The following is a 20429-nucleotide window of genomic DNA, read 5'->3' as shown; positions in this document are numbered from 1 at the left end:
CAACCGGAAGCTTGCATGCCGTTTCTCGCCGTCCTTCTCGCCCTCCTGGCGTCCGTGTGGCTGACCGCCTCGCCGCGGCCCGCGCGGGCCGCCGAGGCGACCCCGCCGATCCGGGTCATCATCGAGGTGCCGAACGACGATGCGGGACGCGCCTATGTGGCCGACAAGCTCGCCCCTCAGTTGCCTGCGCCGTCAGGAAAGTCTGAACCGACGCGGCCTAAGGCGGCCGCGTCGCCGATCTTCAAAGCAATCGCGCCGGCGACCCGGGCGCAGCCCGCCAGCGCTCCAGAGCTGCCCAAGATGCAGTCCATCCTGCCGACCAGCGCGTCCGGCGAGATGTCCTTCATGGCGGCCAATGAGCTCCAGAAGCTCCGGCAACGCGCCAGGGACCTGATCGAGGCGGCTCCGGCGGTGCCCTACGACATCGTCGCCTCCGCCGAGGGTTTCGCGGCCGCGCGGGGTTCGATCGATTGGCTGCAACTCGCGCTGGCGTCGTTTCTGCTGATCTCGGGCGGTCTGGCCGCCCAGCGCCTGGCGTGGTGGGGCAGCCGCGGGTTGCTGAGCCGCTTGCTGGAATCGCCGGGCGACACCGTGCAGGAGCGCCTGCGCCTGCACGGGATGCGGGTCTCGCTCGGCGTGTTCGTGCTCGCCGCCTTCCTGGTGGGCAGCATCGCGGCCTTCGTGCTGGTGCCCTGGCCGCCGGTGATCCGGGAGACCGTCATCCTGCTCCTGGCCTGGGTGGCCGTGATGCGGCTCGCGACCGCTCTTGGGCGCGTCGTGATCGCGCCGGGCGCCCGGCACGACTACTTCCGCGTCGTGCCGTTGAGCCAGCCGCTCGCCTGGTTCTGGTATCGCACGCTGCTGATCGTGGTCGGGCTGGTCGCGACGGCCTGGGCGAGCCTGAGCCTGATGTCCATCATGGACGTGCCGGTGACGTCCCGGCAGGCCGTCATGAGCCTTTGGATCACGGTCATCGCCCTCGCGCTGCTGGGGCGGCTCGGCGTGCGCCTGTCGATCCCGGTGGAGCCGCCACCGAGGCTCGCGGTGGTGCTGACGGCGAGCGTCATTATGATCGCCTGGGCGCTGGGCGCGCTGCACCTGCGCGTGCTGTTTTGGACGCTGATTACGCTCTGCCTTCTGCCGCTGCTCATGCGCGTGGTGCGCGCCTCCGTGCGCAACATCGTCCGGCCGGAGGAAGCCAGCGCCGAAGGGGCGACCAGCGCGATCGCGTGGGCGGTCGTGGTCGAGAAGGCCACGCGCGTTCTCCTGGTGGTGATCGGCGCCGTGATCCTGGCCAAGCTCTGGCGCATCGACATCGGCGACATCGCCATGGGCGAGTCCCTGTTCACGCGCGCGGTCCGGGCGGCCATGCGGGTCGTCATCATCATGCTGGTAGCCGACCTGGTCTGGAAGCTCGTGCGGGCGCTCATCGACGGGCGCCTCGACGAGGCGCCGGCGTCGGTTCACGACGACACGCCCGAAGGCAGGAAGCGCGCGCGCCTCAACACGTTGCTGCCGATCCTGCGCAACTTCATCTTCGCGATCCTTGTGGGCGTCGCGTTCCTGATGGTGCTGGACGCCATGGGCATCCAGATCGGCCCGCTGCTGGCGGGCGCCGGCGTGCTCGGCATCGCGGTCGGCTTCGGCGCCCAGACGCTGGTGAAGGATGTGATCTCGGGGATTTTCTACCTGCTGGACGACGCCTTCCGGGTCGGCGAGTACATCACGGCGGGCAACTACAAGGGAACGGTGGAGTCCTTCTCGCTGCGCTCCGTGAAGCTGCGGCATCACCGCGGGCCGATCACGACGGTGCCGTTCGGAGTGCTGGGCGCGGTGCAGAATCTCAGCCGCGACTGGGTGATCGACAAGTTCTCGATCGGGGTCACCTACGATACCGACCTCGACCAGGTGAAGAAGATCGTCAAGGACATCGGCAAGCAGCTTCAGGCCGACGAGGAGATGGGGCCGAACATCATCGAGCCGTTGAAGATGCAGGGCGTCGAGCAGCTCGGCGACTTCTCCATCGAGATCCGGCTCAAGATGATGACGAAGCCCGGCGAGCAGTTCGTCATTCGCCGCCAGGCCTACGGAATGCTCAAGAAGGCGTTCGAGGCCAATGGCATTCACTTCGCCTTCCCGACTGTCCAGGTGGCCGGACACAATGGCGACCAGGCGCTCGGGGCCGCCGCCCAGCGGGTGCTCGACATGCGCAACGCGGCCGTGGCGGCGGACAAGCCTGCCGCCTGATCGGGGGCGCCGGGCGGACCTCCTCAGGTTGTGAACAGGGTGGGAGGCCGTCGGCTTGATCTTTGGGCGGGTTTGAAGCGTTCTGCCGGCCTTGCCCGCTGATCGCGATCAATCTCCCCCACGAGGTCTGGATGTCCGCCGTTCCCCACTTCGCCTACCTGGCGCCTATCGTCATGCTGGTCGCCTCCAACGTGTTCATGACATTCGCATGGTACGGCCACCTGAAGTTCCCGGCTGTGTCGCTGCCGCTGGTCGTCGTGCTCAGCTGGGGAATCGCGTTCTTCGAGTATTGGCTGGCGGTGCCGGCCAACCGCATCGGCCACGAGGTCTATTCGGCGGCGCAGCTGAAGACGATCCAGGAGGTGATCACGCTGCTCGTGTTCGCCGTGTTCTCGGTGGCGGTGCTCAAGGAGCCGCTGACCTGGAACCACGCTGTCGGCTTCGCGCTCATCGCCGGCGGGGCCTTCTTCATCTTCCAGGGGCCGCTGTAGCGGGAGGGCGCCGCGGCGCCAACGCGCTGGAGCGCTTTAGCGGATCGCGGCCGCAGGCGGCAGGGCCGAGACCTGGACCGGAGCCGGGCGGCTCGCCAGAACCACCATCGTGGCAGCGCTCAGGATGGCCACAAGCCAAAGCGACAGGCGCAGCTGGCGCTGGGCCTCGAGGTGAGATCCGGTCGCGGCTCGCCCCGGGCGGGGCATGCGCAGCGGGGCGTCGAGGGAGAAGCGGGGAGCGGCGGAGCGGGGCATGGCGTTGATCCGGACGGGTCTCGTTGGCCCGGACCTATGAGGCCTGCCTGCGCCGCCGCCTGTGCGATGGCGCACATGGGGCGGCGCCGCGGCCCGTCATGGCCGGATTTGCCCGGCCATCCGCGCCCTGCGCCGCCTCGGGTGGTCCCCGGGACTCGCCCCGGGGATGACGTCTCTGGCTAGGCGTGCCGGGCCACCGCGCCGGCGCGTTTCACCACGGCCTCGGCCGGCTTTCCCGAGAGTTCGGCCAGGTGGTCGAGGGTGGCCGTAAAGGCCCCCACGCCAGACGTGGCGGAGCGCAACTCCACGATCATGTCACCCATCTCGGACTCGGGGATCAGGGCCTTGAGCACGTCCCAGCCGTCCCAGCCAGGGCGGGAGTCGTAGCCCAGGATCTGGCCGCGTCGCCCGGTGACGATGGCCGTGGCCTTGGCCATGCAGTCGGTCGGAATGGTGATCTCCACCGACTGGATGGGCTCCAGCAGCACGGGATTGCACTTGGGCAGGGCCTCGGCCATGGCGATTCGCGCCGCCTGGCGGAAGGCCATGTCGGAGGAGTCCACGGAATGGTGCGAGCCGTCCGTCAGGGTGACCCGGACATCCACCACCGGAAAGCCGAGCTCGCCCTGGTTCAGCGCCTCGCGGGCGCCGATCTCCACGGACGAGATGTACTGCCGCGGCACCACCCCGCCCACGATGCGGTCCACGAACTCGAAACCGGTCCCCCGTGGCAGGGGCTCGACCTCGATCACCACGTCGCCGAACTGGCCGTGTCCGCCCGTCTGCTTCTTGTGACGGCCGCGCACGGTCGTCTTGCCCCGGATCGTCTGGCGGTAGCCGACATGGGGCTCCCGTCGCTCGACGGTGACGCCATAGCGGCCGGCCAGGCGCTCCATGGCCACCTTCAGGTGCACCTCGCCCTGGCCGCTCATGCGTAGTTCGCCGTTCTCGGGCATGTGCTTCACGATCAGCGCCGGGTCTTCCTCCATCAGCTTGGCGAGGGCCGCGTTGAGGCGCACGTCGTCCTTCCTGTCCTGGGTGGCGATGGCGATGCTGAACACGGGCTCCGGCGGCGCCACGGACGCCACGGCGCGCGGCGGCGACTTGCCCACGCCGAAGCTGTCGCCCGTGCCGATTCCCTCCAATTTCCCAAAGGCGAGCACGTCGCCGGCCTGGGCCTCGCTCTCGCGCACGCTCGCGGGGCCGCTCAGGCGCTGCACGCCGGCCACGCGGGCCTCCGCGCCATGGGAGCCGACGACGGTGTCGCCCTCCTTGATGGAGCCGCGAAGGACGCGCGCCACGGAGAGCTTGCCGCCATGGGCGGTGTGGATGGTCTTCATCACATGCGCCAGCGGCGGGCCGTCCTCGCCCACGCCCAGCCGGTTGCGGACGGCGGCGATGCCCGGGGCCTCGTGGCGGATCGCCTTGAGCAGGCGCGTGACGCCGTTGCCGCGGTCGGCGGAGCCGAATAGCACCGGGACCGCGTGCCCCTCGCGCAGCTCCTTGCGGAGGTCGTCGAAAACCTGATCGCGGGGCGGCTCGATCTCCTCGATCAGTTCCTCCATGAGGGCGTCGTCGTAGTCGGCGAGGCGCTCCAGCATGGTGTAGCGCGCCTCCTTCTCGGCCCCGACCTCCTCGGCAGGAATGTCGACCACCTCGCTGGCGGCATGCTCGCGGTAAACGAAGGCGCGCTCGAGGGCGAGGTCGATGAAGCCGATGGCGATGCCGTTCTTCCAGATGGGGATTTGGCGCAGAAGCAACGGCGTGCGGGACGCGGGCTGGAGCAGCGAAAGCGTCTCGTGGACGCGCCGGGTGGCGGTGTCGATCTTGTTGATGAACAGGAAGCGCGGGATCCCGGCTTCCTCGAGATCGCGCAGGATCACCTGCAGGGCCGGCAGTTTCCGCTCGTCCTGCTCGCACACCACGATGGCGGCGTCGCAGGCGGGCGTGACGGCCCGCATTTCGTGCATGAATTCCACTGACCCGGGGCAATCCACGAAGGTCATGCGCTCGCCCAGGAACACGCAGCTCGCGATGTTCGGCTCGACGCCGTGGCCGTGGGCGCGCGCCTCGGCGCTGGCGTCCCCGGTGGCGCTCCCGTCCGTCACACGGCCGGCGCGCGTCACGGCGCCGGTGCGCTCCAGAATGGCTTCAAGCAGTGTGGTTTTTCCGCTCTGGAACGGCCCCACGATGGCGATGCACCGAGGGCCAGCGGCTAGTCTTCCGCCGCCGTTCTCCGATCCTGACATGGCCTGATCTCCCGTGATGGGAGGCGGGTTGGCCGAAGCGCTCCGGCCAACTGTCTCCTCGACTGTGGCCTGTTGAACAGGATCGATGCTCGACCGGGCGGGAGCCGGATGCAAGCGGAAAGCAGGTCAGGAGGGCTGTCGCGTCGCTCGTCCCGGTCCGCTCCCGGTCAGCGCCAGGCGGTCAGGCGGCGCTCGATCCAGCCGAGCAGGCCGGCGATGAAGAGCCCCAGCACCGAAAGCACGACCACGCCGCCCAGCAGGCGGTCGGACTGCATCAGGTTGCCGGCTGCCAGCACCATCGCGCCCACGCCGCGGTTAGCGCCGATCATCTCGGCGGCGACCAGCAGCACGATGGAGATGGAGGAGGCGATGCGCAGGCCCGACAGGATGCCGGGCAGGGCGCCCGGCAGCACGATCTTGCGCACGATGGACCAGGAGGACAGGCCGAAGGAGCGGCCCATGCGCACCAGCGAGCGGTCGACGGCGTCCACCGCGCCGTAGGTGGCGACCACCGTGGGAAAGAACGATCCGAAGGCGATGGTGGCGAGCTTCGAGCCCTCGCCGATGCCGAACCACAGGATGAACAGCGGCAGCAGGGCGATCTTCGGGATCGGGAACAAGGCCGAGACCACGGCGATGCCGGGCGAGCGCACCAGGGAGAACAGGCCGACGGCAAGGCCGAAGCCCACGCCCGCCGTGGCCCCGATGGCGAAGCCGCCCAGCAGGCGACCCAGCGACGCGGCGAGGTGCCCGGCCAATTCGCCGGACTTCGCCATGGCGAGGAGCGCCGCGAACACCTCGCGAGGGCTCGGCGCCATCACGGGATCGAGCCAGCCGAGGCTGGAGGCGGCCTGCCAGAAGGCGATCAGCGCGACCAGGGCCAGCGCGCCGGCGAGGCGGCGGGTGCGTGGCAGGAAAAGGTCGCCCCGGTAGGGGACGGGATGCGCTTCGGGGGCAGCCGTTTCGCTCACGCCACCAACTCCCGGTCAGCCTCGGCGGCATCTTCGCGGATCAGGTCCCAGAGCTCGCGGGCCTGTGCGGCCAGGGCGGGATCGGCCGGCCGGCGCTCCGCGCGCGGCGTCTCCAGCCGGACTTCCGCGCGGATTCGGCCGGGGCGGCGCGACAGCACAAGAATGCGGTCCGCCAGCCGGACGGCCTCGTCCAGGTTGTGGGTGACGTAGACGGTCGAGAGATCGCCCGCGGCGTGCAGCGCGACGAGATCGTCCATCAGCAGTTCGCGAGTCTGGCCGTCCAGGGCGGACAGGGGCTCGTCCATCAGCAGGATCGCAGGCCGGACCGCTAGGGCGCGGGCGATGCCGACCCGCTGCTTCATGCCGCCGGAAAGCTGGCGGGGCCAGGCTTTCGCGAAGTCCGACAGGCCGGTGCGGGCGAGGGCGTCTCGGATGATCGCATCCCGCTCGGCGGTGGGGAGGCTGTGCTCTTCCAGGGGCAGGGCGACGTTGCCCGCCACCGTGCGCCAGGGCAGCAGGGCGAAGTCCTGGAAGACGTAGGTGATCGGATTCAGCGAACGGGCGGGCGGCTCGCCCTCCGTGGCGACCGCTCCGGCGTCCGGGCGCTCCAGGCCTCCCAGGATCCTCAACAGCGTAGACTTGCCGCAACCGGAGGGGCCTACCACGGCCACGACCTCGCCGGAGGCGACCGTGAGGCTCACGTCCGCGAGGACGGGCAGGGGGCCGTAGTTGTGGCTGATCCGGGAGGCGGACAGGTTCATGGGGTATCTCTTCGCCGTCATTCCCGGCGCGTCGGGGACGCGGGGAGGGAATCGAGGAGGGCTAGGCCAGGCTGCCCTGCATTCCTTCCCCTCCGCCGCCGGCGCGGCTCCGGCCGGGGATGACGGCGTGCGTGTGTGTGGATCTTACTGCGCGTTCTGATGGCCCTGGATGAAGCCGAGATCGAGCATGGCCTTGGGGTCGATGGCGGCGTCCACGAGGCCCTGCTGCTTGTACCACTCCACCTGGCGGGTGAGATCGGCGACATCGAGCCGCGCCTGCGGGTCGACGTAGAAGGCCGAGGCTTTCACCTTGGGCACGGCGGTCGCGGCGGCCTCGCCCGGGTAGACCGACTTGGCGATGAGCGCCGCGGCCGCGTCCGTGTCCGGCGTCGTCTTGATCGCGCCGGAGGCGTCCTTCTGGAGGAAGGCGGCGTAGTAGTCGGCCGCGCCCTTCTGGTAGGCGCGGACGAACTTCTCGACCGTGGCCTTCTTGTTGGCTGCGGTGCGCGACGCCGTGAACAGGCCGCCGAACTGGTATTCGTCGAAATCCGAGTAGCGGCCCAGCAGCTTGGCGTCGCCAGAGGCGATCAGGGCCTTTGCGAGGTGCGGGGCGATGATGATGGAATCGACCTGTCCGGATTTCAGCGCCGCCATCATGTTGGGCAGGGACTGCAGCGGCTTCAGGTCGACCTTGGCGAGATCGAAGCCCTTGATGCGGGCGAGCTGGCCGATCTGGTAGTGGAACGATGACCCCACCTGGGAGATGCCCAGCGACTTGCCGGCGAACTGCCCGATGTCGGTGAATCCCTTCTCGGCGGCCGCCTTGGACGCCAGCACGAGGTTGCCCTCGTAGCCCTTCGCCTCCTTGGCCTGGGCGGCGATGATCTTGAGGGCGCCCTTTCCGGCGAGGTTGAAGAAGCCGGCCGTGAATGCGGTGACGCCGAAATCGACATCGCCGGAGACGACAGCCAGGGCGATCGGCTGGGCCGCCTCGAAGAAGGTAAGATTGACGTCGAGTCCCTCCGCCTTGAAGTAGCCCTTCTCCACCGCCAGGAAGAGCCCGCCGGAGGAGACGAACCGCAAGACGCCGACGGACACCTTTTCCTGGGCGGATGCGGGATGCGCCAGGCACAGGGCCGCAGCGGCGGCCGCCAAGGCGGACAGGATTCGGGTGCGTAGCGGCAGCGCCATGGGGTCCTCCGTCACGGCCCTCTGCGCGGCCGCGCGCGGACACTAAGCGGAATGTGGCCTCAAAGCCACGCGCTTGTCCGGGATGCTCCCTCTCGCCAGGCGCAAGACGTTAACGTCAAGCTTCAGCCGCATTTACCAACCATCGAGCTAGCCCGTTCGGATTAACCCCCCGTCAAGAATTCCAGGGGCATTTCGCCCGCGACGTGAAGGTTCCGTTCACCTTTCGCCTACCCATAGCGTTCTAAGGACTACCAAAGTGACCAAGACGATCATCGCCACCGCAGCCGCCCTGCTCGCGTCCTCCATCGTCGCGCAGGCGGCCGATCTCCCCAGCCGCAAGGCCCCGGTGGTCGCCCCCGTCGTGTACGCCCCCCTCTTCACCTGGACGGGCTTCTATGTAGGCGCGGACGCCGGTTACGGATTCGGTCGCGACAAGATCACGGCGACCGATTACACCGACATCGGCACGACGACGCTGCATCCGCGCGGCTTCGTGGCCCGCGCCCATGCCGGCTACAACTACCAGATCCAGAACTTCGTCGTGGGCGTCGAGGGTGATGTCGGCTACGCCGGCCTGACCAAGAAGAAGTCGTTCGTGGACGGCGTCCTCAAGGACGAGGCCACCTGGGACGCCTCGGCTCGTCTGCGCGCCGGCTACGCCATGAACCGGACGCTGTTCTACGTGACCGGCGGCGCCGCCTTCACCGAGAACAAGCTCACGGCCTCCTACCTGGACGGCTCGGCGGACGCGTTCAAGTCCGGCACCCGCGTCGGCTACGCGGTCGGCGCGGGCGTCGAGTACGCCTTCACCAACAACCTGCTGGCCCGGGTCGAGTACCGCTACACGGACTTCGGCTCCGAGAAGATGGATGTCCCGGCGGCTGCCGGCGTCTTGAAGTCCAAGTACGACTACAGCACCGTTACGGGCGGCGTCAGCTACAAGTTCTGATCGCTCGATCCGAGCCCTGCCTGAGAGAACCCGGCCCGCGAGGGCCGGGTTTTTATTTGTGCGGATGGCCGAAGGTCAGCCTCAGCGGGTAGGCCGCAACTCGAGGGCCGACACTCCAACGGCCAAGTTCGCGCCGACCTGGGCACCGATCGAGATCGGCTGCAGGCTGATGGTGTTGTTGTTGCCGCCGATCAGCGCATTCGCGCTCACCCCCGCGCCGGCCGTCGCCTCGGCGCTGGCGCCCCCATAGGAGCCCGCCAGGGCGCCGCGGGGCCACGCGCTCGTGGGCGCGAAGACGCCCCAGGCCAGCACGCCGCGCTCTGTCGCGCCGATGTCGAGGCCGAAACGGCGGATCGTCCCCACATAGGTCTCTCGCGGGCCGCGGCTGGGCGTGAAGGTGCAGGCCATCGTCTTGGCCGAGGTGATGATCAGGCCGAGGCTGCCCGACACGTTGCAACGCAGGGCGCCGACCTTCACGGCTGCGTCGGCCGGGGGAGCGGCCATAAGGGTCCCGGCCACGAGGCCTGCCGTCGCCAGAGCTGCGGCGCGAAGGGTGGTGCGAATAGACATTCGGGTCTTCCTTTCGGTGCGGCTGCGGACGGGCTGACAACCGCACAAGCGGCGGAAGGTTCGTTCCCGCCCCTCTAGGAGCGATGCCCGGCGGCCGGGGACCTGCGCCGCGGACGCTTGCCCACGGCCGTGTTCCGTCCCATGTTCACGGGATGTCCAAAGCCCCGAAGACTCCTGCCCGTCGCGCCGGGCCCGACCGGCCGATGAGCGCCAAGGCGCCGCGCTCGAAAGCCTCCAAGCCCGAACTGAAGCCGCTCGACGAACACCTCGCCGCGCTGCTCAATCCAGGCCTTGCGCGGGATGCGCGGCCGGGCTCCGGCTTCGCAGAGACGCCGCAGGCGGGGTACGACCCTGAGGACGTGGAGAACGTCGACCCGAAGCTGGCCGAGAAGCTCGGCCTGCCGGTGGCCGGTTCTCCGCGTGCGTCGGAGCCCGAGCCGCTGCATCCGGGCAACCGCAAGCGGGACGTGGGTCTTTCCCGCGAGGACATCCTGAAGGCCGCGCCCAAGCGCGTGCGCCAGGGGAACGTGCTGCGCGACGAGGACGACGACGACCAGGTTCGCCGCAACGGGCTGACGGGCGCCACCGCGACGGTGGACTCTCTCAAGCAGCTGCTGGAGCTGGGCGACCCGAACCTGCGGGAGAAGAAGCCCTGGGCGCCGCACCGGCCGCCGCGGCCGGAGAAGTCCGAGGGCGGCATCTCGTTCGACCTCGTGTCGCAGTTCGAGCCCCGAGGCGACCAGCCCACGGCCATCGCCGAGCTGGTGGAGGGCGTGCAGCGCCATGAACGCGACCAGGTGCTGCTGGGCGTCACCGGGTCGGGCAAGACCTTCACCATGGCGCAGGTGATCGCCCGGACCAACCGGCCGGCGCTGATCCTCGCGCCCAACAAGACGCTGGCGGCGCAGCTCTATGGCGAGTTCAAGAGCTTCTTCCCGAATAACGCGGTGGAGTACTTCGTCTCCTACTACGACTACTATCAGCCGGAGGCCTACGTCCCGCGCACCGATACCTACATTGAGAAAGAAAGCTCGATCAACGAGCAGATCGACCGCATGCGCCACGCCGCCACGCGCGCCTTGCTGGAACGCGACGACGTGATCATCGTGGCGTCCGTGTCGTGCATCTACGGCATTGGGTCGGTCGAGACCTACACGGCCATGACGTTCGGCATCAAGGTGGGCGAGCGGCTGGACCAGCGCCAGCTTCTCGCGGACCTAACAGCTCTCCAATACAAGCGCGGCCTGGGCGACTTCTCGCGCGGCACCTTCCGGGTGCGGGGCGACGTGGTGGAGATCTTCCCGGCCCACTATGAGGACCGCGCCTGGCGCATCAGCCTGTTTGGCGACGAAGTGGAGAGCATCCAGGAATTCGACCCGCTCACGGGCCAGAAGTCGGCCGAGCTGGAGTTCGTGAAGATCTACGCGAACTCGCACTACGTGACGCCCAAGCCGACGCTGCAGCAGGCGGTGAAGAGCATCAAGGAGGAGCTCAAGATCCGCCTCGACGAGCTCTACCGCATGGGCCGCCTGCTGGAGGCGCAACGGCTGGAGCAGCGCACGCTGTTCGACATCGAGATGCTGGAGGCCACCGGATCCTGCGCCGGCATCGAGAACTATTCGCGCTATCTCACCGGCCGCAAGCCGGGCGAGCCGCCGCCGACGCTGTTCGAATACCTGCCCGACAACGCCTTGGTTTTCACGGACGAGAGCCACGTCACCGTGCCGCAGATCGGCGGCATGTACCGGGGCGACTTCCGCCGCAAGGCGACGCTGGCGGAATACGGCTTCCGCCTGCCGTCCTGCATGGACAACCGGCCGCTTCGGTTCGAGGAGTGGGAAGCGATGCGGCCGCAGACCGTCCATGTCTCGGCCACACCCGGCAACTGGGAGATGGAGCGCACCGGCGGCGTATTCGTCGAGCAAGTGATCCGCCCGACGGGCCTCATCGACCCGCAGATCGACGTCCGCCCCGCGCGCGCCCAAGTGGACGACCTGCTGGGCGAAGTGCGCGAGGTCGCGGCCAAGGGCTACCGCACGCTGGTGACCGTGCTCACCAAGCGCATGGCGGAGGACCTGACGGAATACCTGCACGAGAATGGTGTGCGGGTGCGCTACATGCACTCGGACATCGACACCATCGAGCGCATCGAGATCATCCGCGACCTGCGGCTTGGGGCCTTCGACGTGCTGGTCGGCATCAACCTGCTGCGCGAGGGCCTCGACATCCCGGAGTGCGGGCTCGTCGCCATCCTGGACGCCGACAAGGAGGGCTTCCTCCGCTCGGAGACGTCGCTGATCCAGACCATCGGCCGCGCGGCCCGCAATGTGGACGGAAAGGTCGTGCTCTACGCCGACCAGATCACCGGCTCCATGGAGCGCGCCATCGCGGAGACCAATCGCCGGCGCGAGAAGCAGCAGCGCTGGAACGAGGAGAACGGCATCACGCCTGAAAGCGTGAAGCGCAACATCGGCGATATCCTGGAAAGCGTCTATGAGCGCGACCATGTCCGCGTGGACGCCGGCCCTGCCAAGGAAGGTGCGCTGGTGGGCCACAACATGAAGGCCACGCTGGCCGACCTCGAGAAGCGCATGCGCGAGGCCGCCGCCAACCTCGAGTTCGAGACCGCCGCGCGCCTGCGCGACGAGATCAAGCGCCTGCAGGCCACAGAGCTGGTGCTGGCGGCGGACCCGATGGCCACGCAGTCAGAAGTGGACGAGAAGACGGGCGGCTACGCCGGGCCCAAGAAGTACGGACGCGCCGGCAACCTGCCGCCTACGGACGGCAAGCGCGGGCGAGGAGCCGGGACAGCGGGCGACGACCGCTTCGCGGACGGCCCGCGGTTCCACGACGACACGCCCACCGACCTGCCGCCCACCCGGGCGCGCAAGCCCACGCTGGACGAGATGGGCCCGCACAACCTTGGCGGCGGCACGGGTCGGCCGCTCGGCGCCGAGGCGGCGGCTCGCAGCAAGGCGGGCCGGCCCGGTACACGGGCGTTCAGGGGGAAGAAGGGGTAGCCCGCCTTTCCTCTCCCGCCAGGCGGGAGAGGGGGACATTTGCGCCTAAGCAAATCCCCGGATGGCGCGCTCCCGCGCCATCCGTGACACTTCCGCCTCCGCACAAGACGGAGCGCGTCCCCGCCGCGCTATTTGGGCGACAGAACGCCCGTTCCCCCGCGCCTTGCCGCCTTGCGGCTTCGCCGACCCGAAGAGGCCGGCCAGGGAAACGATCGGCCCACAGAGGCCAGGGGGAAACACCATGATCCAAGCCGCCATCGTCGCCGCGTACACGGTCACAGGCCTGCTGATCGGCGTGATCAACGCCGCCAAGCCGGGCTTCACGCTCGCGATCATCGTCTTCATCGTGGCCGGAGCGGCGTTGTCGTCGCTGGTGGCCGCGCTAGCCGCCAGGATGGCCGCCCAGCCCCGGCCGTACGAAGCCGGGACCGAGATGCTCGGGGCGCCTCAGGCCGCCTTGTCGCGAACCTGATAGTCCTTGATGTCCGAGAACCGGATCGTCGGCGCCCGCTCCTCGTCGTAGCGGAGCGAGAACGGGCTCGCGGCCATGAAGACCGGGGCTCCATCGAGGTCGTCGGCGATCGACGACAGGTTCTTGCTGATGAAGCCCTCGAGGTCCTGGCGGCTGTCGGAGGTGATCCACCGGCAGATTGTGAAGCGTGTCGGCTCGTAGTCGATCGGCAGGCCGTACTCGGCCTGGAGACGCTCCTTGAGCACGTCCAGCTGCAGGGCGCCGACGACGCCCACGATGGCGCCGGAGCCGTCCTGCGGCAGGAAGAGCTGCACCACCCCTTCCTCCGCCATCTGCTGCAGGGCCTCGCGCAGCTTCTTGGCCTTCATGGCGTCCTGCAGCTTCACGCGGCGCAGGATCTCGGGCGCGAAGCTCGGGACGCCGCGGAACAGGATGTCCTCGCCCTCCGTCAGGGTGTCGCCGATGCGCAGGGTGCCGTGGTTGGGGATGCCGACCACGTCGCCCGCCCAGGCCTCGTCCGCGATGGCGCGGTTGCGGGCGAAGAAGAACTGCGGAGCGCTGAGGCTCATGGGCTTGCCGGTGCGCACCAGCTTGGCCTTCATGCCGCGGGTCAGCTTGCCCGAGCACACGCGCATGAAGGCGATGCGGTCGCGGTGGTTCGGGTCCATGTTCGCCTGGATCTTGAACACGAAGCCCGTCATGCGCGGCTCCTCGGCCTCCACGCGGCGCAGATCGGCGTCCTGCCCGCGCGGCGGCGGCGCATAGGCGGCGAGCCCGTCGATGAGGTCGCGAACGCCGAAGTTGCGCAGGGCGCTGCCGAAATAGACAGGCGTGAGGTGACCCTCCCTGAAGGGCTGCAGCTCGAAGGGCTTGCAGGCCTCGCGGGCGAGCAGGATCTCCTCCGCCCAGGCGTCGCGCTCCTCGGGGGGCAGCATCTCCAGCACGGCCGGGGAGTCCGGGCCGTTCACGGGCGTCGCCTCCTCGTCGGCGTCGAGGCGGCGCACGGTGTTCTTCGCCAGGTCGTAGGTGCCCGCGAAGCTCTTGCCGCGGCCGATCGGCCAGTTCACCGGGGCGGTGTCGAGCGCGAGGGTCTTCTCGATCTCGTCCAGCAGGTCGAAGGGATCGCGGCTCTCGCGGTCGAGCTTGTTGACGAAGGTGACGATCGGGATGTCGCGCAGGCGGCAGACTTCGAAGAGCTTGCGGGTGCGCGCCTCGATGCCCTTGGCGGCGTCGATCACCATGATGGCCGAGTCGACGGCGGTCAGCGTCCGGTATGTGTCTTCCGAGAAGTCCTCGTGGCCGGGCGTGTCCAGCAGGTTGAACACGCGGTCGTCGTACTCGAATGTCATCACCGAGGTGACCACCGAGATGCCGCGCTCCTTCTCGATGCCCATCCAGTCGGATCGGGCGCTGACGCGATTCTTCTTGGCCTTCACCTCGCCGGCGAGCTGGATCGCTCCCCCGAAGAGCAGCAGCTTCTCGGTGAGCGTGGTCTTGCCCGCGTCGGGGTGCGAGATGATGGCGAAGGTCCGCCGGCGGGCGACGGGCGATGCGTCGGTCATGAGGCCTGCGATCATGTTGAGGCGGCTCGGCCGTGTCCGGGAGCCTGCGACAGAATGGGTCAGGTCCTTTCGCCCTTGCGAAAGGCCTTCGGGGCCCCACATAGTCGCTATCGGAAACAATTGAAAGGAGGTGATCCAGTGTCTCATTGTCATACGCCGCGCCTGACGGTCTCGACCTGGATCTCCGCCGCCGCGGAGCTTTGCGCCTGACGAGGCGCATCCGGGTCCTCGTCAGGACCGGGCAGACAATGTGAAAGGCCGCCCTGCAAGGGGCGGCCTTTCTCGTTTGAGACGGGGCTGTGCGGACTATTGCTGCGTCTGGGCGACCGCGCCGGTTTCCAGTTGCGATGTCGCCGACGTGGCGGCCTGCGGCTGCTCCGGCGCGGTGTTCATGCGGGCTGGGGCGAACATCTCGGGCGCGATCACCCGGACACTGCGCTGGGCCTGGGCGTCGGACCCGTTCACGGGGGCGTCGTTGGTCGCCGTGGCCTTGGCGGGCGTCACCACGATATCGGCAGGCTCCTCCGCCGGCTCACGGCCGGGAGCCTTGCGCCCCTTGTGGCCGGACTTGCCGTTCACGGCCTGGGACATCTGGGCCGCCAGCTTAGCGTCCACCACGATGTCAGAGCCCCGGCGGGCGATCATGGACTCGGCGCGGGCCAAGGCCTGGGACCAGGTCTGGTCCGCTTTCTTGCAGGCGCAGCTGTCGCTGACGCCGGTGCGATATTTCAGGGCGTTGGGCAGTGACATGTAGGACTGGCCGCGGTTGGACACGGCCTCCTGGATGGCGCCGCCCTCCTGCATGCGATAGACGGCCGTCTCGGCGCCCGGGCACAGGGCCTGGCACATCTCCTCCGTGTCGCCGTCCTCGGGACGGTTCGCCAGGGGGAAGAAGAAGCCGTCGCAGGTGCGCACGCACACGAGCTTGCGCCCACCGCGCGGGGTGTAGCCTCCGGAAGATGCGGAGCTCGAGGCGCGTTCGCTCTCGCCGCAGGCCTGGGCGATTGCCGCGCGAAGGTGCGCCTTGCGGGCGCGGTTCTCGTCGCCGCCGCCCGCCGCCAGTTGCGATTGCAGGCTGCGCATCCGCGCGACGATGCCGCTGCAGGCCGGCGGCGGCCCGAAGAACAGGAAGCCGCCATTGGCGCAGCCCATCTGCTGGTAGGCGTAGGACAGGCGGGCGATTTCCTGCCGCGCCGCCGATGAGCCTCCCCCCGAGCCGAGGCTCCGGTATTCGGCTTTGAGGGCTTCGCAGGACTGCGCGTAGGCCGAGCCGGCGAGGGCCGTCAGGGCGAGACACGCGCCGAAGATCTTCCCGAGAACCGGGCGGAGGCAGGTCATCATCATGGCGATCCCAACCACCAGAAAGGTGTGAAGTTCCTGACAAATATTCCTGTCCGCGCGTGGAACTCCCGGCGAAATCCGTTCAGGGTTGACGAGCCCTGAACGGATGCGCCGTCAGCGGCTTAGCGGCGGAAGTGGCCGAAGTGCGCGCCGCCGAAGCGACCGCCTCCGAAGTGCCCAACGCGCATGCCGCCGAAGTGCGGATGGCCGCCGAAGCCGCCGACCCGCATGCCCCCGAAGGGCCGACCGCCGAAGTGGGCGACTCGCGGGCCGCCCCAGCCACCCCAGCGATGACCCCAGCCGCCCCAGCGGTGGCCCCAGCCCCACGGGCGGCCGCCCCAATAGGCGTGACGGCGATAACCGTAGCGGTAGTAGGGGTAGCCATAGCCGTAGCCGTAGTAGGCGGGGTAGCCGTAGCCCCACCCGTAAGACGGATAATAATCGTCATAGTAGTTGTCGTAGGCGGCGTTCGCCGCGATGGCCCCGGCGATCAGGCCGAAGGCGCCCAGGGCGGCCGCGGCGCCTGCGCCGTTGTAGTAGCGGCGATGTCCGTACCGGTAGTAGTGGCGATGGCCATGGCGATAGTAGCCATAGCGATGGTGGTGGTAATGCCGGTGGTAAACGTGCCGGTGGCCCCGGTAGGCCACCTCCGTCGTCAGCCCTCCGCCGGCCAATGTCGCGGCCGATGCAACCGGGATGGGGGCGGCGGTCGCGCTCGTGGCCGACAGGCCGCCAAGGCCAACCGCGAGCGCGCCCGCGGCGGCCAACGCCTTTAAGGAAAGGCTTCGCTTCAACGTCGAGAAGGTCATGGCGTCCTCCTGTGACGGCCTTCGGGGCGCACTGGAGACGATGAGCGGCGCGAAGACCGAGCTTTGGCAAGCCAACGCTTGGAGACAGCGCCCGTTCCGGCTGCGACGATCCGCGCCGTTAACGTTGAAGTTACCAATTTCGCCCGCGCAGGATGTTGCGCGGGCTCAGATCAGAACCGCCTCCGCTTGTTGTTTCAGATCACCGCCTCGATGAGGAAGGGACCCTTGCGCGAGAGCGCGCCACGGAAGAGCTTCTCGAACTCATCCATCGTCTCGGCGCGGCCGCCTTCGACGCCCATTCCCTTGGCCATGGTGACCCAGTCCAGATAGGGCTCGTCCAGGTTGAGCATCCGCGCCGCGTTGCGACCGAACGTGTTCACGCCGACATTGCGCATCTCGCCGTGCAGGATGGCGTAGGAGCGGTTCGCGAAAACGACGGTGACCACGTCCAGGTTCTCGCGGGCCTGCGTCCAGAGGCCCTGCACCGTGTACATGCCGCTCCCGTCCGCCTGGAGGCCGATGACCTTGCGGTCCGGGCAGGCCACGGCGGCGCCGGTGGCCATCGGAATCCCGATGCCGATGGAGCCTCCTGTGATCTGCAGATAGTCGTGCGGGGCCGAATGCTCGGAGATGCCGAAGAACTTGCGGCCGGAACTCACGGCCTCGTCGCAGACGATGGCGTTCTCGGGCAGCAGCTTGGCCACCGCATAGCCAACGGAGTCCGCCGTGAGCTTTCCTGAGGGCAGGGCGTCCGTCAGGCCGCCGGGCTGGACGAGGCGCGGCGGCTCCTTGGCGCCAACCTCGTCGGCGATCCAGGCGAGGGCTTGAACGAGATCATCGCCCGGCTTCGCCAGGGTCAGCACCTGGCAATTGTCGCGGATCAGGCGGCCGGGCTTGCCCGGATAAGCGAAGAAGGCGACCGGGATCTGCGTGCCGAGCAGCACGAGAACATCGATGTCGCCCAGGTGACGGACGCCCTCGTCCACCGGGTAGGGCACCTTGTCGACCGGCACGCGGCCGACGCCATGCTCGATGCGATTGATGGATTGGGGGGTAAGCAGGCGCATGCCGGTGCGGGCGGCGATACGACCCGCGATCATGAGGCCCTCCGTGCGCAGGGCCTTGCCGGTCATCAGCATGGCGACGCGCTTGCCGGAGCGCAGGGCCTCCACAGTCTGGCGGATCGCATCCGCGTCGACATGCGGAAGGGCGGGCAATGGCGTGCGCTCGACGGGAGCGGGCGCGAGGTCGCCCCAGGCCGCGTCGCCGGGCAGCGTCATCACGGCCACTCCCGGCATGGTCATGGCGGCGACGTAGGCCTGGGCGGTGGTGGGCGCGATGTCCTCGGGCCTCTTCGTTTCGGCGTACCAGTGGGACATGGGCTTCGCCAGGCTGGCGATGTCGCTGGTGAGCGGAGCGTCGTTGGCCAGGTGGTAGGTCGCGTGGTCGCCTACCACGTTGATGATCGGGGTGCGGGCGCGCCGGGCGTTGTGCAGGTTGGCCAACCCATTGGCGAGGCCGGGGCCGAGATGCAGCAGGGTGGCGGCGGGCTTGTCGGCCATGCGGCCATAGCCGTCGGCCGCGCCGGTCACGACGCCTTCGAAGAGGCCCAGCACGCAGCGCATGCGCGGCTTGCGGTCGAGCGCCGCCACGAAGTGCATCTCGGACGTGCCCGGATTGGCGAAGCACACGTCCACGTCATTGGCGAGCAACACGTCGCACAGCCTGTCGGCGCCGTTCATGAGGAAGTCTCGTGGGGTTGGAGAAGTGATGCGGGTCTCGTCGCCATTGACTTTNCGCCCCTGCTCCCGGGCGAGCTCGCGGCCGCGGCCGCCACGCTCGCGGGCCTGGACGACGCGCTCGAGCGCGCGCTCGCCGCCTGCCTGGACGCGGACCTGCCCCTGAGCAAGCGCGACGGCGGCTTCGTGCGCGCGGGCTACGACGGCGCGCTCGACGACGCGCGCGCGCTGCGCGACGAGAGCCGGCGCGTCATCGCGGGCCTGCAGGCGCGCTACGCGGAGGAGACCGGAACCCGCACGCTCCGGGTGAAGCATAACAATTTCCTGGGCTATTTCGTGGAGGTCCCCCAGGCGGCCGGCGAGGCCATGCTGAAGCCGCCGCTGAACGAGCGCTACGTCCACCGCCAGACCATGCAGGGCGCCATGCGCTTCTCCACGGCCGAGCTGTCGGACCTGGAGAGCCGCATCGCCTCCGCGGGCGAGCGGGCGCTCGCGGTCGAGCTTGGCCATTTCGAGCGCCTCGCCCGCGAGGCGGTGGCGGCCGCCCCCGTGGTGAAGGCCGCCGCGGACGCGATCGCCCAGGTGGACGTCGCCACCGCCCTGGCGGAGGTGGCCGACAGCGGCGGCTGGGTGCGCCCCCTGGTGGACGACAGCCTCGCCTTCACGGTGGAGCGCGGGCGCCACCCCGTGGTGGAGGCGGCGCTGAAGCGCGACGGCCACCCCTTCGTGGCCAACGACGCCGACCTCTCCGCCCCGCCCGGCGGGCTCGGGGGCCGCATCGCGCTGATCACCGGCCCCAACATGGCCGGCAAGTCGACCTACCTGCGCCAGAACGCGCTGATCGCGGTGCTCGCCCAGATGGGCGCCTTCGTGCCCGCCGCCCGCGCCCATATCGGCGTGGTGGACCGGCTGTTCTCCCGCGTCGGCGCGGCCGACGACCTCGCCCGCGGCCGCTCCACCTTCATGGTGGAGATGATCGAGGCCGCCGCCATCCTCAACCAGGCGACCCCGCGCTCGCTGGTGATCCTGGACGAGATCGGCCGCGGCACCGCCACCTTCGACGGCCTCTCCATCGCGTGGGCGACCATCGAGCACCTGCATGAGGCGAACCGCTGCCGCTCGCTGTTCGCCACGCACTTCCACGAGCTGACCGCGCTGGCCCGCCGGCTGCCGCGCCTGCTCAACCTCACCGTGCGGGTGACGGAGTGGCAGGGCGACGTGGTGTTCCTCCACGAGGTCGCGCCCGGCGCGGCGGACCGGAGCTACGGCATCCAGGTCGCCAAGCTCGCCGGCCTGCCGCGGGCCGTGGTGGACCGCGCCAAGGTGATCCTGGACGAGCTCGAGGCCTCCGAGCGCCAGGCCCCGGTGGAGCGCATGGTGGACGACCTCCCCCTCTTCGCCGCCGCCCGCCCGTCCGGCGGCCTCGCCGAAGCGCCGGCGTCGGCCCCGGCCCCTGCCCCCGGCCCCGACCCGCTGCGCGAGGCCCTCGACGCCATCGACCCGGACGAACTTACCCCCCGCGAAGCGCTCGACGCCCTCTACCGCCTCAAGGCCGCCCGGGCCGAGTGAGGCCGCGCTCGCCGCCCCCGCCTTGGCGGGAGAGCGGGACGGAGCACGACGGGCGCTCGGACCGCAAAAGGCGTTCGCGGCGCCCACCCTCCCCTTGAGGGGGAGGGTCGGCCCGCAGGGCCGGGGTGGGGTGAACGCCGGGCCTGGAGCGCCAGGCCGGGAGTCCCCCGTCAGCCGCGCCCTCGCCGGGCGCGGCGCCACCCCACCCCGCCGGGCTGCGCCCGTCGACCCTC

General features: G+C 69.3%; 15 protein-coding genes and 1 pseudogene. 6 read left to right on the top strand and 10 right to left on the bottom strand.

From position 1 onward, the window contains the following. Positions 1 to 15 precede the first annotated feature (15 nt). Positions 16 to 2247: a mechanosensitive ion channel family protein gene (locus tag SLNSH_RS21955; protein WP_106340005.1), complete on the top strand. Its 2232-nt coding sequence runs from the start codon at positions 16 to 18 to the stop codon at positions 2245 to 2247. Positions 2248 to 2378: 131 nt separating this feature from the next. Next, the gene (locus SLNSH_RS21950; protein WP_106340003.1) at positions 2379 to 2738 is read left to right on the top strand and encodes a DMT family protein; all 360 of its coding nucleotides are present in this window, start codon (positions 2379 to 2381) and stop codon (positions 2736 to 2738) included. Between the two features lie 36 nt (positions 2739 to 2774). Here SLNSH_RS21950 and SLNSH_RS21945 read toward each other — a convergent pair whose 3' ends face one another. From SLNSH_RS21945 to SLNSH_RS21925, 5 genes are all read right to left on the bottom strand, one after another. Then, complete coding sequence (locus SLNSH_RS21945; protein ID WP_106340001.1) at positions 2775 to 2993, bottom strand: hypothetical protein; 219 nt, start codon at positions 2991 to 2993, stop codon at positions 2775 to 2777. A gap of 179 nt (positions 2994 to 3172) precedes the next feature. Next, complete coding sequence (locus SLNSH_RS21940) at positions 3173 to 5242, bottom strand: elongation factor G (protein ID WP_106339999.1); 2070 nt, start codon at positions 5240 to 5242, stop codon at positions 3173 to 3175. 167 nt (positions 5243 to 5409) lie between these two features. Further along, complete coding sequence (locus SLNSH_RS21935) at positions 5410 to 6213, bottom strand: ABC transporter permease (protein ID WP_106339997.1); 804 nt, start codon at positions 6211 to 6213, stop codon at positions 5410 to 5412. Then, entirely contained in the window at positions 6210 to 6974 is a 765-nt protein-coding gene (locus tag SLNSH_RS21930; protein WP_106339995.1) for an ABC transporter ATP-binding protein, read from the bottom strand. Before SLNSH_RS21930 ends, SLNSH_RS21935 begins: the two co-directional genes overlap by 4 nt. 144 nt (positions 6975 to 7118) lie before the next feature. Beyond that, positions 7119 to 8165: an ABC transporter substrate-binding protein gene (locus SLNSH_RS21925; protein ID WP_106339993.1), complete on the bottom strand. Its 1047-nt coding sequence runs from the start codon at positions 8163 to 8165 to the stop codon at positions 7119 to 7121. 256 nt (positions 8166 to 8421) lie between these two features. Between SLNSH_RS21925 and SLNSH_RS21920 the strand changes: the two genes are divergently transcribed. Then, positions 8422 to 9114, top strand: a complete 693-nt coding sequence (locus SLNSH_RS21920) for an outer membrane protein (RefSeq protein ID WP_158266852.1) — start codon at positions 8422 to 8424, stop codon at positions 9112 to 9114. Positions 9115 to 9195: 81 nt separating this feature from the next. Here SLNSH_RS21920 and SLNSH_RS21915 read toward each other — a convergent pair whose 3' ends face one another. Further along, a complete protein-coding gene (locus SLNSH_RS21915) occupies positions 9196 to 9684 on the bottom strand; it encodes a DUF992 domain-containing protein (protein ID WP_196240298.1) in 489 nt (162 codons plus the stop codon). A gap of 203 nt (positions 9685 to 9887) precedes the next feature. On the opposite strand from SLNSH_RS21915, the gene uvrB reads away from it, so the two are divergent. After that, the gene (gene uvrB, locus SLNSH_RS21910) at positions 9888 to 12704 is read left to right on the top strand and encodes an excinuclease ABC subunit UvrB (RefSeq protein ID WP_245422452.1); all 2817 of its coding nucleotides are present in this window, start codon (positions 9888 to 9890) and stop codon (positions 12702 to 12704) included. 241 nt (positions 12705 to 12945) lie between these two features. Next, complete coding sequence (locus SLNSH_RS21905) at positions 12946 to 13176, top strand: hypothetical protein (protein ID WP_106339987.1); 231 nt, start codon at positions 12946 to 12948, stop codon at positions 13174 to 13176. Here the strand turns inward: SLNSH_RS21905 and SLNSH_RS21900 are convergent. From SLNSH_RS21900 to SLNSH_RS21885, 4 genes are all read right to left on the bottom strand, one after another. After that, positions 13152 to 14738, bottom strand: coding sequence for a peptide chain release factor 3 (locus SLNSH_RS21900; protein ID WP_196240297.1), 1587 nt, complete (start codon positions 14736 to 14738; stop codon positions 13152 to 13154). The two genes, SLNSH_RS21905 and SLNSH_RS21900, sit on opposite strands and share 25 nt — an antisense overlap. Positions 14739 to 15044: 306 nt before the next feature. Next, a complete protein-coding gene (locus SLNSH_RS21895) occupies positions 15045 to 16079 on the bottom strand; it encodes a DUF2865 domain-containing protein (RefSeq protein WP_158266851.1) in 1035 nt (344 codons plus the stop codon). A gap of 122 nt (positions 16080 to 16201) precedes the next feature. Next, positions 16202 to 16888 (bottom strand): hypothetical protein, encoded by a 687-nt coding sequence (locus SLNSH_RS21890; RefSeq protein ID WP_196240296.1) that lies wholly within the window; start codon positions 16886 to 16888, stop codon positions 16202 to 16204. 194 nt (positions 16889 to 17082) lie between these two features. Next, a complete protein-coding gene (locus SLNSH_RS21885; protein ID WP_106340019.1) occupies positions 17083 to 18630 on the bottom strand; it encodes an acetolactate synthase large subunit in 1548 nt (515 codons plus the stop codon). Between the two features lie 57 nt (positions 18631 to 18687). On the opposite strand from SLNSH_RS21885, the pseudogene mutS reads away from it, so the two are divergent. Continuing rightward, positions 18688 to 20196, top strand: a pseudogene (mutS, locus tag SLNSH_RS21880) (DNA mismatch repair protein MutS); the annotation flags it as partial. Positions 20197 to 20429 lie beyond the last annotated feature (233 nt).

It is taken from the genome of Alsobacter soli (genome assembly GCF_003004785.1).
GTDB lineage: Bacteria > Pseudomonadota > Alphaproteobacteria > Rhizobiales > Beijerinckiaceae > Alsobacter > Alsobacter soli.
This window is presented reverse-complemented; position numbering and strand designations above follow the sequence as displayed.

Excerpts from the sequence above, each read along its gene's own strand:
- SLNSH_RS21930 (WP_106339995.1), bottom strand. The coding sequence starts at position 6,974 with ATGAACCTGTCCGCCTCCCGGATCAGCCACAACTACGGCCCCCTGCCC.
- SLNSH_RS21895 (WP_158266851.1), bottom strand. The coding sequence starts at position 16,079 with ATGATGACCTGCCTCCGCCCGGTTCTCGGGAAGATCTTCGGCGCGTGT.
- SLNSH_RS21890 (WP_196240296.1), bottom strand. The coding sequence starts at position 16,888 with ATGACCTTCTCGACGTTGAAGCGAAGCCTTTCCTTAAAGGCGTTGGCC.
- uvrB (WP_245422452.1), top strand. The coding sequence starts at position 9,888 with ATGAGCGCCAAGGCGCCGCGCTCGAAAGCCTCCAAGCCCGAACTGAAG.
- SLNSH_RS21900 (WP_196240297.1), bottom strand. The coding sequence starts at position 14,738 with ATGACCGACGCATCGCCCGTCGCCCGCCGGCGGACCTTCGCCATCATC.
- SLNSH_RS21885 (WP_106340019.1), bottom strand. The coding sequence starts at position 18,630 with ATGAACGGCGCCGACAGGCTGTGCGACGTGTTGCTCGCCAATGACGTG.
- SLNSH_RS21940 (WP_106339999.1), bottom strand. The coding sequence starts at position 5,242 with ATGTCAGGATCGGAGAACGGCGGCGGAAGACTAGCCGCTGGCCCTCGG.
- SLNSH_RS21945 (WP_106340001.1), bottom strand. The coding sequence starts at position 2,993 with ATGCCCCGCTCCGCCGCTCCCCGCTTCTCCCTCGACGCCCCGCTGCGC.
- SLNSH_RS21905 (WP_106339987.1), top strand. The coding sequence starts at position 12,946 with ATGATCCAAGCCGCCATCGTCGCCGCGTACACGGTCACAGGCCTGCTG.
- SLNSH_RS21950 (WP_106340003.1), top strand. The coding sequence starts at position 2,379 with ATGTCCGCCGTTCCCCACTTCGCCTACCTGGCGCCTATCGTCATGCTG.
- SLNSH_RS21915 (WP_196240298.1), bottom strand. The coding sequence starts at position 9,684 with ATGTCTATTCGCACCACCCTTCGCGCCGCAGCTCTGGCGACGGCAGGC.
- SLNSH_RS21925 (WP_106339993.1), bottom strand. The coding sequence starts at position 8,165 with ATGGCGCTGCCGCTACGCACCCGAATCCTGTCCGCCTTGGCGGCCGCC.
- SLNSH_RS21955 (WP_106340005.1), top strand. The coding sequence starts at position 16 with ATGCCGTTTCTCGCCGTCCTTCTCGCCCTCCTGGCGTCCGTGTGGCTG.